This window comes from Mucilaginibacter sp. P4_C11 (genome assembly GCF_056402115.1).
The window spans coordinates 17,829-32,561 of record NZ_JBFUIA010000009.1; the positions used below are offsets into that span (position 1 = coordinate 17,829).

At 41.9% G+C, this 14,733-nt stretch carries 15 protein-coding genes; 9 read left to right on the forward strand and 6 right to left on the reverse strand.

Annotated features, from left to right (window positions below; translation table 11 throughout):
- The first annotated feature begins 115 nt into the window (after window positions 1-115).
- The 3 genes from AC1DU2_RS10110 to AC1DU2_RS10120 all read left to right on the forward strand — a co-directional run bounded on the left by AC1DU2_RS10110 (window position 116) and on the right by AC1DU2_RS10120 (window position 2,185).
- Window positions 116-1,129: a Kelch repeat-containing protein gene (locus AC1DU2_RS10110; RefSeq protein ID WP_477384083.1), complete on the forward strand. Its 1,014-nt coding sequence runs from the start codon at window positions 116-118 to the stop codon at window positions 1,127-1,129.
- A gap of 143 nt (window positions 1,130-1,272) precedes the next feature.
- The gene (locus AC1DU2_RS10115; RefSeq protein ID WP_477384085.1) at window positions 1,273-1,674 is read left to right on the forward strand and encodes a DUF5655 domain-containing protein; all 402 of its coding nucleotides are present in this window, start codon (window positions 1,273-1,275) and stop codon (window positions 1,672-1,674) included.
- Window positions 1,675-1,786: 112 nt separating this feature from the next.
- Window positions 1,787-2,185, forward strand: a complete 399-nt coding sequence (locus tag AC1DU2_RS10120) for a hypothetical protein (RefSeq protein WP_477353593.1) — start codon at window positions 1,787-1,789, stop codon at window positions 2,183-2,185.
- Between the two features lie 82 nt (window positions 2,186-2,267).
- Here AC1DU2_RS10120 and AC1DU2_RS10125 read toward each other — a convergent pair whose 3' ends face one another.
- Complete coding sequence (locus tag AC1DU2_RS10125) at window positions 2,268-2,627, reverse strand: hypothetical protein (protein ID WP_477353595.1); 360 nt, start codon at window positions 2,625-2,627, stop codon at window positions 2,268-2,270.
- A gap of 195 nt (window positions 2,628-2,822) precedes the next feature.
- On the opposite strand from AC1DU2_RS10125, the gene frr reads away from it, so the two are divergent.
- Window positions 2,823-3,386, forward strand: a complete 564-nt coding sequence (gene frr, locus AC1DU2_RS10130) for a ribosome recycling factor (RefSeq protein WP_477384087.1) — start codon at window positions 2,823-2,825, stop codon at window positions 3,384-3,386.
- Between the two features lie 73 nt (window positions 3,387-3,459).
- Window positions 3,460-5,217, forward strand: a complete 1,758-nt coding sequence (locus AC1DU2_RS10135) for an ABC transporter ATP-binding protein (RefSeq protein WP_477353599.1) — start codon at window positions 3,460-3,462, stop codon at window positions 5,215-5,217.
- Between the two features lie 397 nt (window positions 5,218-5,614).
- On the opposite strand, the gene AC1DU2_RS10140 is transcribed toward AC1DU2_RS10135, so the two are convergent.
- The 3 genes from AC1DU2_RS10140 to AC1DU2_RS10150 form a co-directional block, all read right to left on the reverse strand.
- Window positions 5,615-6,340 (reverse strand): LytR/AlgR family response regulator transcription factor, encoded by a 726-nt coding sequence (locus tag AC1DU2_RS10140; protein ID WP_147053573.1) that lies wholly within the window; start codon window positions 6,338-6,340, stop codon window positions 5,615-5,617.
- 200 nt (window positions 6,341-6,540) lie between these two features.
- Window positions 6,541-7,875, reverse strand: coding sequence for a 3-keto-disaccharide hydrolase (locus AC1DU2_RS10145; protein WP_477384089.1), 1,335 nt, complete (start codon window positions 7,873-7,875; stop codon window positions 6,541-6,543).
- A 154-nt stretch (window positions 7,876-8,029) separates the two neighbouring features.
- Window positions 8,030-9,082 carry a sensor histidine kinase gene (locus AC1DU2_RS10150; RefSeq protein ID WP_477384091.1) on the reverse strand — a complete coding sequence of 351 codons (1,053 nt, stop codon included), beginning with the start codon at window positions 9,080-9,082 and terminating at the stop codon, window positions 8,030-8,032.
- A 236-nt stretch (window positions 9,083-9,318) separates the two neighbouring features.
- Here AC1DU2_RS10150 and AC1DU2_RS10155 point away from each other — a divergent pair, with 236 nt between their 5' ends.
- Genes AC1DU2_RS10155 through AC1DU2_RS10165 form a run of 3 tightly spaced genes read left to right on the forward strand, consistent with a single transcriptional unit; the run spans window position 9,319 to window position 11,227 of the window.
- Window positions 9,319-9,531 carry a hypothetical protein gene (locus tag AC1DU2_RS10155; protein ID WP_477353606.1) on the forward strand — a complete coding sequence of 71 codons (213 nt, stop codon included), beginning with the start codon at window positions 9,319-9,321 and terminating at the stop codon, window positions 9,529-9,531.
- Complete coding sequence (locus AC1DU2_RS10160) at window positions 9,525-10,424, forward strand: ABC transporter ATP-binding protein (RefSeq protein WP_477384093.1); 900 nt, start codon at window positions 9,525-9,527, stop codon at window positions 10,422-10,424. The genes AC1DU2_RS10155 and AC1DU2_RS10160 overlap by 7 nt, the downstream gene beginning before the upstream one ends.
- A gap of 5 nt (window positions 10,425-10,429) precedes the next feature.
- The gene (locus AC1DU2_RS10165; protein ID WP_477353609.1) at window positions 10,430-11,227 is read left to right on the forward strand and encodes an ABC transporter permease; all 798 of its coding nucleotides are present in this window, start codon (window positions 10,430-10,432) and stop codon (window positions 11,225-11,227) included.
- 233 nt (window positions 11,228-11,460) lie between these two features.
- Here the strand turns inward: AC1DU2_RS10165 and AC1DU2_RS10170 are convergent, their stop codons facing one another.
- Both AC1DU2_RS10170 and AC1DU2_RS10175 read right to left on the reverse strand, forming a co-directional pair.
- Window positions 11,461-11,772 carry a serine aminopeptidase domain-containing protein gene (locus AC1DU2_RS10170; protein WP_477384307.1) on the reverse strand — a complete coding sequence of 104 codons (312 nt, stop codon included), beginning with the start codon at window positions 11,770-11,772 and terminating at the stop codon, window positions 11,461-11,463.
- Window positions 11,773-11,919: 147 nt separating this feature from the next.
- Entirely contained in the window at window positions 11,920-13,239 is a 1,320-nt protein-coding gene (locus AC1DU2_RS10175; RefSeq protein WP_477353611.1) for an OmpA family protein, read from the reverse strand.
- Between the two features lie 148 nt (window positions 13,240-13,387).
- Between AC1DU2_RS10175 and AC1DU2_RS10180 the strand changes: the two genes are divergently transcribed.
- Complete coding sequence (locus AC1DU2_RS10180) at window positions 13,388-14,680, forward strand: aminopeptidase P N-terminal domain-containing protein (protein WP_477384095.1); 1,293 nt, start codon at window positions 13,388-13,390, stop codon at window positions 14,678-14,680.
- The last annotated feature ends 53 nt before the right edge of the window (window positions 14,681-14,733 follow it).

The following is a 14,733-nucleotide window of genomic DNA, read 5'->3' on the forward strand; positions in this document are numbered from 1 at the left end:
TTACTGTAGCTGCAAAATAACGGGCCTAATAGGATACTTCAAACAGCCGGAAGTTTCCATTTGGTTTTGTTGTTTTTTATTGTAGATTTATATAGTAAACCTATCTTGAATTATTATGCCTAAATTAAATCTGGCAGTAATTGCAATTTCACTGCTTTTTGTCATCACCTCATGTAGAAAACTTCATGTCGAACCGGGTGTGGGTAATAATACCGATACAACGGAAACAGAGCCGAAGGGATGGGTTCAGCTGCAAAATTATCCCGGTACCGCACTTCGCTGGACGTTTGGATTTTCCGCAGGTAATAAAGGGTATGTTATTGGCGGGCAATATGAAGAGGCTGCTGGCAATAATACCGCCAATGTATTTCAATACGATCCTTTGATTGATAAATGGCATAAGCTAAATGACTATCCCGGTAAAGGGATGGGTCTGATGGCAGGATTCTCAATAAACAACAAAACGTACCTGGGTACCGGGTTTAACTACAGCACCAATCTTTTATACAGCGATTTTTGGGAATACGATCCTTCCAACGATACATGGATACAAAAAGAAGATTTTCCCGGTGGTAAAAGACAAGGCTCAATATCTTTTTCGATAGGTGGTTATGGCTACTTAGTTGGCGGCCTTTTGCGAACAAAACAGGATGTGTGGAAATATACGCCCGCTACTGATCAATGGACCCAAATGGCAGATTACCCAGGAACGGGCATTGCCGAAATGATCAGTGCTTCTGTTAATGGCAAAGTTTATATCGGGGCGGGTACCAGTATGGATAACGTTGTAAGTGATTTTTGGGAGTACGAGCCGGCTTTAGATAAATGGACAAAGAAGGCTGATATTATTGAGCCGCTTTATAACCCGGTTGTTTTTACCAAAGGCACCAAAATTTATGTTATTGGCGGAGTTGGCCAGGATCTGAAGTTTCGTAAAGCGGTATTGATATACGATACGGCGACAGACCAGTGGATTAAAGCCGAAGATTTTAAAGGGCAGGAAAGATCAGCCGCTGTTGGATTTGTAATTGCCGACACCGCCTATTTTGGCCTTGGAGCCGGTAGTAAAATGGCGGGCGGAGCCAAGTATCCGGTTTACTTCAACGATTTCTGGAAATTTAACCCATAGGTTTCCCTCAACATAAATGTCAATCTTACCAATAGCCGGCTGTATAAGGTTGCTGGCCGGGAGGTAATCCCGCAACAAATCAGAATTCACAGGTGTTTTTAAGTTGTTAGATGCATTTTGGTAATTTAGCCCAAAAATGAGTAATGAGCTGGACCTGCCCGAAATGTGAACGCGAGCTGCCGAAGCCCGAACAGCGGCATTACTGTGCTCAGGTTAGCCTTGACAGTTTGCTTGGGGGCCGCCCGCCCGAGCTTGTACTGGCGTTTGACAGGATACTTGCCGAGGTGGCCGGCTGGGAGGATGTGCTGGTTGGCAATACCCCGAATTGTATCGTTTTCACGAGGCGGCTCACCTTCATGGTAATCCGGCCGATGAAAAAGGAGTTGGATATTAAGTTTTATTCCAAAGTGGCCCATACCGAAAAACCAATTCTTAAAAGTGTGGCTTCGGGGAATAAGTTTGAGAATCATATCCGTATTGCGGTGTTGGATGATTTGCGCCCCAAATTGTTTACTTATCTGCGGGAATCATACCACCTTTTATAGTATTGTTAGATAAGCGGCCGTAAACAAAAGTCCGACTTTTCTGACTTCCCGACTTCCGGACTTTCCGACTCAGCCCCTCAAACAATTTACCCCTACCACATATTACTAACATATGATTACAGTAGTAGGTATTTTTGAAGATGTTAACCTTGCCGACGATGTGTGCGAGTACCTGTTGGGCAACGAATTTGACGCCGATAGTTTAGACCAGCACACCCACAAATCCCTGGTGGGTCACGATGTGCACGAGCCGGGCACCATTGACCGTATTGCCGCGTTTTTTAACCACTTGTTTGATAACGAACATGAGGCCGAAGCCCATGCCACTGCCGGCCGTAATGGCACCATTGTAACTGTACATGCGCCGTCGGCCAGGCTGGCCCAGGAGGCTGTTGATGCACTTAATAATTACGGCGCTATAGATGTAAATGCTGTTGATGAAAATAACGCCGGTACACGCAGTATTATGGTTGAGCGGATTGTGGCTGATGATGTAAGGTTGAGGGGATAGGGTTGAGTAGTGAGCAGTTTGGTGAAAACTCATGTGGCGAGGCTGCACCCGGTTGCCCTCTCTCCCCCGTGTTCTACCTTAATTACGGTGTTGAATTTGCCAGGCTATCCAATTTTGGCGATCCATATCCTTTTATCAGCATGGTATAATGCATACCTGGCTCATCAGTTTTTACTATAGGCATCCTGTCGGTACTTGAAACCTTAGCAACCGGCATTAAATAGCGCATAGGTTGGGCATCAGGCATCTGCTGCACGCTGCCCGATAAAAAATCTTTTAACTGTGGTGTTACCGGTTTGGTAGCGAAAAAAGTAGTTGCTGTTTTGGGTTTTAAAGTAGGGCTCCAGGTAATTTTATTGCTAAAAAACGGATTAAGTGATATTTGCGCTTTTACCTGGCTTACACATGTTGCCAAAATAATAATTAACAATGTTTTTTTCATAGCTGTAATAGGTTTACACTAAGATAAATACAAATAAGCATTACAAATGTTAAAAAAAGTTATTTAACATTTGTAGTAAAAAACATAGTTGCAAAAATTACGTTAGTTGGCAAACTGTGGCGGCCATCAAATGATAAAACAGATGGCCTGCTGTTAAATGGTAGATTTTATTATTTTTGTGAAAAATTTAAACCGATGAGCGAACTCATTAAAAAACAAGTTACTGATGCAAAGGCATCCATGGATAGGGCCGTTGAGCATGCCGATAACGAATTAAATAAAATACGTGCCGGTAAAGCAAGCCCATCAATGCTGGATGACGTTACGGTTGATTATTACGGTACGGCAACCCCTTTAAGCCAGGTTGGTAGCGTAAACACCCCCGATGCCCGCACAATTATTATACAACCCTGGGAGAAATCATTGCTTGCCCCTATAGAAAAAGCAATTATAGCGGCTAACCTTGGTGTTAACCCGCAAAACGATGGCATCATCATCCGTATAAACGTACCGCCGTTAACCGAAGAGCGCCGCCGCGATTTAGTTAAAAAAGCAAAAGGCGAAGCCGAAACCGGTAAAATAGCTATCCGCAACATTCGTAAAGATGCCAACGAGAAGATTAAAAAATTAAAATCGGAAGGCGTATCTGAAGATGAAATAAAAGTAGGCGAGGCAGAAGTTCAAAAACTTACCGATGCTTATATCATCAAAGTTGATCAGCTTTCTGAAGCCAAAGAAAAAGATATCATGACGGTTTAATATTAACCTTATGTCAAATTAAAAGGGAATGAGCTACTTAGCCATTCCCTTTTTTTATTTTTACTGCCGAAACATGAATATATTACTTTCTTACTTGAAAAAACACCGCTGGATAGTGGTAATGGCGCTGTTTCTGGCTGCCATGAATATTGGTTTTTCATTGCTTGATCCGTGGATAACCGGCCGCATTGTTGACCGCGTTATTGAAAAACGGGGGACGCTGCATTACGAAGAGTACCTGCGGCAGGTGTTAATGCTGGTTGGTGCAGCTATCGGCGTAGCCATGGTATCGCGTATTGCAAAAAATTTTCAGGATTACTTTACCAATATTATAACCCAAAAGGTTGGTGCAGCAATGTATGCTGATGGCCTGAAACACTCGTTAGAGCTTCCTTACCAGGTTTTTGAAGATCAGCGCAGCGGCGAAACGCTGGGCATTTTACAAAAGGTACGGTTAGATTGCGAAAAGTTTATCACCTCATTTATCAGTATATTATTTGTATCCCTTATCGGGATGGTATTTGTAATTGTATACTCGGTAAGTGTAAATTACCAGGTAACATTAGTTTATTTTGCTGCTATACCCATTATTACTTTTGTGAGCATGGCCATGAGCCGCAAAATCAAGACCATTCAAAAGAAAATAGTGTCTGAAACCACCGCATTGGCCGGTTCCACTACCGAATCATTAAGAAATATTGAATTGGTAAAAAGCCTTGGCTTGGCTAAGCAGGAAATAGAAAGGCTGAATAACACCACCTACAAAATACTCGACCTGGAATTAAAGAAAGTAAAATATGTACGCAGCATGAGCTTTGTACAGGGCACTACTGTAAATTTTGTGCGGAGTGTAATGGTGGTTGTGCTATTGATGCTGATATTTAAAGGATCGTTATCACCGGGACAGTATTTTAGCTTCTTGTTTTACTCGTTCTTTTTGTTTAACCCGCTGCAGGAACTTGGCAACGTAATATTGTCATGGCGCGAGGCCGAGGTTTCATTAGGGAATTTCAAAGGCATTTTGAGCACCCCTATTGATAAAAAACCCGAAAAACCCGTAATGGTTGATAAAGTAAATACGCTAACCTTTAGCAACGTTACTTTTAAGCATTTAACCGCCAACCGCAACGCGCTTAACCACATTAGTTTTGAAACTAATACCGGCGAAACCATCGCCTTTGTTGGTCCGTCGGGTTCGGGTAAAACTACACTGGTAAAACTGTTGGTTGGTTTGTACCAGCCTTTGGAAGGCGATGTTTTATACAACAATATTTTAAGCAAGGAGATTGACCTTGATCAGTTGCGCGAAAAAATTGGCTTTGTAACGCAGGATACCCAGTTGTTTTCGGGTACCATCCGCGAAAACTTATTGTTCGTTCGTCCTGATGCGACCGATGAAGAGTGTATGAACGTATTGCAGCGTGCCGCCTGCCAAACCTTGCTGGCAAGGGCCGATAAAGGCCTGAGCACAGTTATTGGCGAGGGTGGCGTAAAAGTATCCGGCGGCGAGAAACAACGTCTCTCGATAGCCCGTGCACTGTTACGCAAACCCGATATCCTGGTATTTGATGAAGCTACTTCATCTTTGGATTCTATCACCGAAGAGGAGATCACCGAAACCATACGTAACGTATCTGAAAACGAAAATCATATCACCATATTGATTGCCCACCGTTTATCTACAATCATGCATGCCGATTGCATTTATGTGCTCGAAAAAGGCCGTATCATCGAATCTGGCCGCCACCTTGATCTGCTCAATCAAAAGGGCTTATATTATGCCATGTGGAGGCAGCAAATAGGCGAAAAGATTACCGTGGAAGTGGAGTAGGGGTGCGGATGTGCAGATTTTAGATTTCAGATGTGCAGATGTTTTGAATTGGGACGTTAGAGATAAATTTATGTATTTGCGAGGCACGAAGCAATCGCGAACAATGGAAAGCCTCCGTGCGTGCGACGAGATTGTCACGTTGTAGCTTGCACTGACATATCCAATTTTCCTGTCATCCTGAGGTACGGAGGATCTATCAGCTGTGCATGACCGATAGAAAAGTTCGCCAATAGATCCTTCGTACCTCAGGATGACAGTCTTTTATTTTTGAATGTAATTTTCCTTCAGAATTTCGCGAGGTTTTACGACTGAGTATAACGATCCTGATATTTTGGACATCATACCCCGGCAGACACAGCCATCCCAACCATAGTTCCCCCTTCAGGGGGTTAGGGGGCTAAACGTTTTTATCATCAATGATTTTAAAAAACTCATCGCGGTAAGTATCTCCTACAGGGATAATTTTGTCGCCTATCTGGATGCGGCTGCGCTCAATGCTGTCAATTTTGTTAAGTGCTACGATGTATGATTTATGTACCCTTACAAAATGTCTTTCGGGCAGGGCATCTTCCATTTTTTTCATGCCTTGCAGGGTAATAATGCGCTCGGCAGGGGTGAAGATGGAGATATAATCTTTCAGCCCCTCGATAAACAAAATATCGTGCAGGTAAACCTTTTGAATTTTGTGCTCCGTTTTTACAAAGATAAAATCCGTCGAAAAATCATCCTGCTGCGCAGGCTCGGCCTGGATAACCGTTTTGGTAACGGGCTGTATGATGCTTTGCGCTTTTTGTACCGATTTAAAAAATCTGTCAAAAGCTATTGGTTTAAGCAGGTAATCAACCACATCCAACTCATAACCTTCCAGCGCGTACTGGGGGTAAGCTGTGGTAAGTATTACTTTGGCTTTGCCATTGGCTATTTTTAAAAACTGGATGCCGGTAAGCTCCGGCATCTGTACATCTAAAAATACCAGGTCCACATTGCCGGCCTGTACCAGGGTAAGGGCTTCAATGGGGTTGGTTGTGGCTTTCACCAATTGCAAAAAAGGCATTTTGGATATATAATCTTCCAAAATATGCAGCGCTAAAGGCTCATCATCAACTACCAGGCATCTGATCATGCTGTAAAAATAAACACTAATTGCACGAATTGAAACGAATTACACGAATTTTTAAATAAACACTAATGGCACTAATTTAAATAAACACGAATGCTACTAATTTTTCGAATTACACGAATTGGAAGAAATTACCATTTAGCTGCCTTATAATTCATAAGCGTCCTGATTTGTGAAATTCGCCTAATACGTGAAATTCGTGTCTATAATGGTGTTAACTCTACCGACTTGTAAAATATCTCGGCCCCTTCCGATTGTAATAGTATCCTGCCTTCTGTTACCGAACCTGTGCCCCAGTTTACCAGGTGCCCGTTTACATAATGTTCAATTTGGTTGCCGTTGCAAATAATCTCCAGGGTATTCCATTCGCCGCGGGGTTTTTCAAAATTTGCCGTGCGAAAAATGTGCTTTTGATCCCAGGCAAACTCCCATTTATTGGGCGAATCTACATTGGTATGTTTTACGCACCAAAAATCGCCGCAATCCTGCTCCTGTATCTGGAATTCTATTGATTTTGGCCAGACGGTGTCTTTTTCCATCAATCTAAAATGATAAAGAATACCGGCATCCCGCTTACCAGTCTTGCGCGGATAGTATTGTTTGGTGCCCCATTTAAATACTACTTTAAGGTAATAATTGGAGTAGGATTTCAGGGTACTCATATAGCCAAAATATTTACCCATAACATGCACCGCGCCATTTTCTACGATGAAATTATTATGGATATCGTTGTTTTTGCCCAGTGTATCTAAAAACGAATACCAGCCTGTTTTATCCCGGCCATTAAAAAGCTTTTGCACATTGATTTCCCTGATCCAGATATTGCGGAACGATACCGGGAATTCATGCTCCTGCAGCAATAAGGGCTGGGCAAAATTGTGCTTGGTGTATTTAGGCTGGCCAACATGGGCCACCGTGCCTTTTATGGCAACATGGTTTTGCACCAGTACGCCGTTGTGTAAAACCGTAATGTACGCCGGTGTTTTAAGCGAGCTATCTAAATTAAAACGCGGGGCTGTGTATATGATATCATACTTTTGCCACTCGCCGGGTTTAAGGGAAGCGTTTACCAAAGGCACATGCTGTTTGTAAACAGAGCCTGCCTGCCCGTTGGAGTAGGTTCGGTTTTTATAACTATCCAGTATCTGAAGCTCGTAACGGCTTTGCATGATTACGCCGCTGTTGCCGCGCTCCTGGCCTTCGCCTTTTACAATGGCCGGTGTGCGCCATTCAATGTGCAGCTGGCAATCGGCAAAGTTTCTTTTGCTGATGATGGAGCCGCTACCTGGTTTCACGGTAAGGATACCGTTTTTAATTGCCCAGCCTGGGGGCATCCCTTTTTGATCTGTCCATTCGTTCAGGTTTTTTCCATCAAACAAAATAATGGCGTCTGATGGGGCTTTGTTGCCAACACCCGGTTGCACTATGGCTGGTTCCGGATCCCAAACTTCGGTAAGTTTTGGATCATTTTGTGCCGACGCGCTGTACCCGGATAGGGCTAACATCAGCATTAATAAGGTGGTTTTTAACTGGTTCATAGTAGATATTTATTGCACACTAATTATCACGAATTAAATCTAATTACACGAGTTTTTGAAAAAACACCAATTCACACGGCCTTTCGGAATGTTTTTTTTAATTTCTCTCCGCCCCGATTTGTGAAATTCGAATACATTCGTGATAATTCGTGCGTCATAAAACTATCGATAATTCACAAGTATAGGTATCTTCTGTATCCCTGATATTTAAAGTATACTTACCGGGGTATAAAAGATTAAGACGCCGTTGCACATTGGTTAGCCCTATGCCGCCAATGGCATCGCGGTTATGGGTGTGTTTTTTATTTTGAATGTAAAAGTGCAGTTTGCATTCGTCAACGTTGATGAGCAGTTTAATGGGTGTCATCACATCATTGGCCACGCCGTGTTTAAAAGCATTTTCGATAAAGGCTATTAACAATAAGGGCACAATTTGCTGGTTGGTTACGTCGCCCATTACCTTAAAATCAATAAAAGCCTTATTGCCGAAACGGATTTTTTGCAAATCGATGTAGTTATGCAGGTATTGAAGTTCTTTGCTTAAATCAACCCGGTTATCGTTGCACTCATAAAGCATGTAGCGCATAATTTCGGATAGCTTGAGTATAGCCTCGGGCGTGGTGTCGGATTTTTGATAGGCCAGTGAGTAAATACTGTTAAGCGAGTTGAATAAAAAATGCGGGTTTATCTGCGATTTTAAGAAAGCCAGTTCGGCAGTCAGCCGCTGGTTCTCTAAATCACGCTGAACGCGTTCGTTAAGGAACCAGTCTGTAGTAAACTTGAGCACGGTGCTTAAAAAGAAGAAAATAAGACTTGTAAAAACTGTGCTAAAAAAATAGTGTGGGAAGCTTACCTCGTGCCCTTTGTTACGCATCAGTATTACATCTTTAAATACCAGCCCCACCCCATACTTGATAACGCCAAAAATTACAATGGTTACCAAAACTATACATGCGTAAGCCCAATAACGTTTTTTATCTAAAAAACGCGGGATATAAACAAGAAAATTAATGTAAAACAGGCCTATATTGATTGCCGGGAATATCAGAAATATTACAATTAAATCTCTGAATGAGATATGATCATTCATCCGGGCCAGGAAAATGAACAGCGAGATCATCCCCAGCCAAAAAAGTAAATGCCAGAAAATATGCCAGGCTGTTTTTAAAACGCGTGTTTGGTTATCCGGTGAAATTGTATGCTGCATGTGCTTTTTTATTTCCCTAAATAAAAAGGTTTAATCTGATGTAATTTAGTATTTTGATTGTTATACGGGTGTTTATTTATATATAGTAAATCAATTTGTCGATGAACTGGCTTTTATAATCGATGAACTGGTTAAAATGTTTAAAAAGGCGTTCATCTATAAACTCCGTGTGTTGGTCTAATACTTTTTAGCGGGTGGTAAAATAAGTATTTCTTTGTTCTATCAAATCACTCGCAATGAAAACGCTTATCAAAAATTCTAATCCTTTTATCATGTTGTTGATACCGGTAATGTTTGCCCTTATTTTAGGTGTAAGCTACCAGTTTGAACAAAAAAAGGAATCAGCAGTAATGGGTACATCATCTGTACACGCTACTTCGTTGTTTTACAAAGGTATTACCCTTGTTAAAACTGTTTGCTCAGTTGCCAAAAGCAACAATGTATGGTAATTAGTACCGAAGGGTTATCCTTCAACTTCGGTAACCAGCAAGTGGTTAAATCACTTGCGCTACAGGTACCCGAAGGAAGCATATATGGTTTTCTTGGCCCAAACGGTGCCGGGAAAACCACTACTATCAAACTCCTGTTAAACCTGCTCAAAATTCAAAGCGGCAGCATCCAGATATTTGAACAGGACATTCAACATCACCGCACCCAAATATTATCGCAAATAGGTTCGCTTATTGAGCAGCCTGCCATATACCAGCACCTGACCGGGAAAGAGAATTTATTAAACAGGGCCTTGTTATTACAGGTGCCCGTTAAACGCGTTGACGAAATGCTGGCGCTTGTACAGCTTACCAATGCAGCCCATAAAAAAGCCGGGCAATACTCGTTGGGTATGAAACAGCGCCTGGGCATTGCGCTTGCCTTGCTTGCCGACCCCAAACTTTTAATTTTGGACGAACCTACCAATGGCCTTGATCCTAACGGCATCATCGAAGTACGTGAATTGCTCATTAAGCTTGTTAGCCAGTATAAAAAAACGGTGTTTATATCCAGCCATTTACTTGCCGAGGTTGAACGTATGGCCACCCACGTGGGTATCATCAACCATGGCGAGCTGCTGTTTCAGGGCAGTATCGGCGAGTTACAGGCCCTGAGCCAGCCCCTTGTATGCATCGAGACAGATAATACCGTTGATGCAGCAAACCTGCTTACCCGTAACGGTTATACCGTTAGCGATGTTACCGATAGTTACCTGTATGTGCCCTATATCAGTAAACAGAAAACTGCCGATATTAACGCACTATTGCATGGTAACAGCCATGCCATATTCAGTATAGGCAAACAGCAAAAAGATTTGGAACGCCTGTTTTTAGATATTACCCAAAAAGCCTGAGCCCCATGAAAGGATTTATACTATCGTTCCGGTCGGAATTTTACAAAAGCCGTAAAACGTTGGGTTTTTGGGCGGCCATCATACTACCACTATTTATTTGCACTTTACTTTTTGTGGGCTTTTACCTTAAGGCCGAAAAGCTTACGGGTACGCCACCCATGATGCTGTGGTTGCAATTTGCCGGTGCCATATTAGGCGTAATGGGTTCATTACTGCTGCCTATGTTTATTATTTTTATAGCCTACTCGGTAAATAGTATTGAGCACAAGGCCGATACCTGGAAAAGCTTGTTTAGCCTGCCAATTTCGCGCTGGGCCGTATATGGCGCTAAATATACATATGCTATATTTTTGGTGTTTTTAACGCTTGCGCTTTTTGTGCTGTTTACCATAGGGTTTGGCAATTTACTAAGCATTGTAAAGCCCGAACTAAGGTTTGATAATTACCATATGGAAAAGGAGCTGGCGCAGATATATTTTAAATTGTTTTTGTCATCGCTGGGCATCTTATCCATCCAGTTCCTGCTCAGTTTACTTTGGGCCGATTTTTTAAAGCCAATGGGCATCGGCTTTGTATGTACTATAACGGGCGTTATACTGGCCTCAAAAAACTGGGAGTATTGTTATCTTTTCCCTTATTCGCACCCCATGGAAGCTATAACGACTATGATGCACCGCGGGGAAGGTGCGCCAAAAGGCATTCAAATAGATGTGTTTACCAAAGATGTTTTTGTAAGTATGGCAGTAGCAGCTGTTGTATTTATTGCGGGATACTTTATTGTGCAGAAGAAGAGTGTTAAGTGATGGATGTGCAGGTGTGCAGATTTCAGATGTGCAGATTACCTGCAGAATAGAAATTGGATAGACGTGTAGCGCACGTCTTTTTTGTTTACAGGAATTTTTTCAATGAATCCTGGTAATCGGTATTATCATTTATGCCGTTATGATGCTGCCCTTTCAGGATAATTAGCTTATCGCCGGGCTTAAAGTATTTTTGGAGGCGCAAGGACGAAGAGTGGTTTATCAACTCATCTGCATCACCGTGAAAAATGATAATAGAAGCAGATGTATGTTGGAATGTACTTATGAGTTTGGAGCGGGTATTTTAAAATAAAAGAAGGCAAAAATGGATACAGAGTTTTCGCCTCATCAGCCAGGCTATAATAAGGGGCAAGCAAAATGAGCTTTTGCGGATAATTTTGTGATGCCAGCCAGGCTGCCGGGCCCGTGCCGACAGAATAGCCTAATATGACAATTCGGTTTTCGGAGTATAATGTTTTGACATGTTGGTATGCCATTTTTACAGCGTCAAGAAGTTGCTGCTGCGATTTGATATGACCGGTACTTATCGAAAGATGTCGCTACCCGGAGCACATGCCATGCGTTTCTAAAATCCTGTCAATCCTGCAAAATCCCTAAATCGTGTCAGAAATCGTGTAAAACGAAGAAAGCCCCGGGTTATCCGGGGCTTTCGCAAATAATGTTTCTGTTAACGATTATTTTTGTTTGAACTGAACACGACGGTTTAATACACGACCATCTTCTGTTGAGTTATCAGCAATTGGCATAGTTTCGCCGTAGCCTTTGATTTTTACTTTTTTAGCATCAACACCTGAGTTAACTAAGTAAGTTTTTACAGAGTTAGCACGATCTTTTGATAAAGAAAGGTTGTGAGCAGCAGTACCTTCAGATGAAGCAAAGCCATCAACCTCAACACCTTTACCAGAAGCACGCAGATCAGCAGATGTAGCATCTAACACTGGGTAAGATGAAGTACGTAATACTGAGCTATCAAATTCAAACTGGATGTTTGAGTAAGCAGTACCAACTTTAGAGCCCATGCCATCCATTTTGGTAGTGTCTTTAGGGAACACGATAACGCAACCAGAACCATCAACTACGCTGCCTGCAGCAGTACCAGGGCATTTGTCAAATTGATCAGCAACACCGTCACCGTCTGAATCTTTTTTCAGGTCGTTAACAGCAGTTTCTACGTTAGTTACACGGCCTTTCAAAGCTTCAACTTCCTGACGTAAAGCTGCATCGTACAATTCATCATACATTACAGCAACTGGGTTTACCCACTCCAGGTTCTTTTTTGAACTTGGGCCAAAAGTATATTCCAAACCACCATAGGTATAAGAGTAGTGGCTAAAGTTAGGATAGGTATGGATACCACCAAAATTGTAACCTTGTACAAAGCTAACTGTGTAGCCTAAGTTTAGGGCTAACGCATCAGATAGTTTGAATTTTACACCAACACCAACCGGAGCAAATAATTCTTTAACTGTTTTATCGCCGAAAGGTAGCGTGGTAACAACACCTGCTGCAGTTGTGTTTTCTTTAATCTTATACATGTCTAAACCTAAACCTGCAGAAGTGTAAAAGTTAACACTGTTTGCGCGATGCAAAAAGCTAACACTAGCAATGTTAAATACGGCACTAAGAGCACCTGAATTGAACGAGGTTTTGTAATCAGTGTAACCAAATTTCGGTTTGCCGTCCTCATCTTTACCGTGTACTTTACCACCCAAATAGTCTAATTGTAAGCTAAAGGTGTGCGATAATTGCTGCCTTAACGAAACACCGTAACCCAGATCAACTGCAAATTTGTTGGTGGTGTTAATTGTAAATGGCACTAATCCATCAGTTATACCAACGTTTACGCCGATACTTAATGTGTTGTACTGTCCGATCCCGCCAAACAATTTGGCAGATCCAGTTTTTGTGGAGTCGGTTTGGGCGCTAGCCATACCCGCAACCATCAAAGAAGCAATTGACAGTGCTGCTGTTTTCTTTAATGTAGAATAATTCATAGTTTTTAAGATTAAACGATTTTAATTGTGATTTTTTTCAAATTTAGTAATTATGTTTGAAACGATGACCAAACATTGTTCCAAAAATTGTAATAGTTACACAAATAAGGAAAAAAAAATGATTTATTAAAATAATCGGCACTTAAATATGAAATATTTGGAACTTTTAAATTCCTTGTTTACAAATAATAGAAAAAATTTCGTTTCGAGAACAAAATCGGGCTCGTTGGCGATTTTTCACGCCAATGATGAGTTTCCGGTGAGTGGCGACCAGGTTTTTGCTTTTAAACAGAATCCCGATTTTTTTTACCTTACCGGTATCGATCAGGAACAAAGTATATTGCTGTTGTACCCCGATTGTCCTAATAAAGCATACAGAGAAGTACTTTTTTTAAGACAAACCAACGAACACATAGCCATTTGGGAAGGACACAAGTATACAAAAGAGGAGGCAAGACAAGTTTCTGGTATCGAGAGTGTTTACTGGCTGCATGAATATGACGCTATTTTACATAGCATTATTAATTATGCCGAAAATATCTACATCAACACTAACGAAAACGACAGGTATGCACATACCGTACCATACCGGGATATGCGGATGTATGAAGCTTTACGCCAAAAATACCCGCTGCATAAATATGAGCGCTCGGCATTGATATTACGGGATTTGAGGGTTGTAAAATCGGAACCGGAAATTGAGCTGATCCAAAAAGCCTGCAACATCACCAACGATGCTTTTGTACGCGTACTTAAATTTTTAAAACCCGGTGTTGCCGAATATGAAATTGAGGCCGAAATTATACATGAGTTTTTACGGCAACGTGCTACCGGCCACGCTTATAGCCCCATAATTGCTTCGGGTAAAAATGCCAACGTGCTGCATTATATTGATAACAACCAGGTTTGCAGTGATGGCGACGTTATCCTGTTTGATTTTGGCGCCCAGTATGCCAATTACAATGCCGATATGAGCCGGTCGGTGCCGGTTAACGGCAGGTTTACCCCACGCCAGCGTGCCGTTTATGATGCTGTACTACGGGTAATGCGCGAGGCAACCAGTATGATTGTGGCTGGTACCGTTTTAAGCGAATACCAGGATGAAGTTGGCAAGATAATGACCAGCGAACTGATAGGCCTTGGCCTGCTTGATAAACATGATGTTGAAAAGCAGGATGCCAATACCCCGTTGTATAAAAAATACTTTATGCACGGCACATCGCACCATCTTGGTTTGGATGTGCACGATTTTGCAAGCCGATATAAAAAATTTGAGGTTGGCAATATACTAACCTGCGAACCTGGTATTTATATCCAGGCTGAAGGCCTCGGGATAAGAATTGAGAATAATATTTTAATTACTGCAAACGGTAACCGCGACCTGATGGCCGATATCCCTGTAGAGGCGGAGCATATTGAAGAGATCATGAATGGTTTTTAGACGGAAGCCCTAAATTCTAAGACGAAAACGATAATCCAGACTTAGAACTTAAG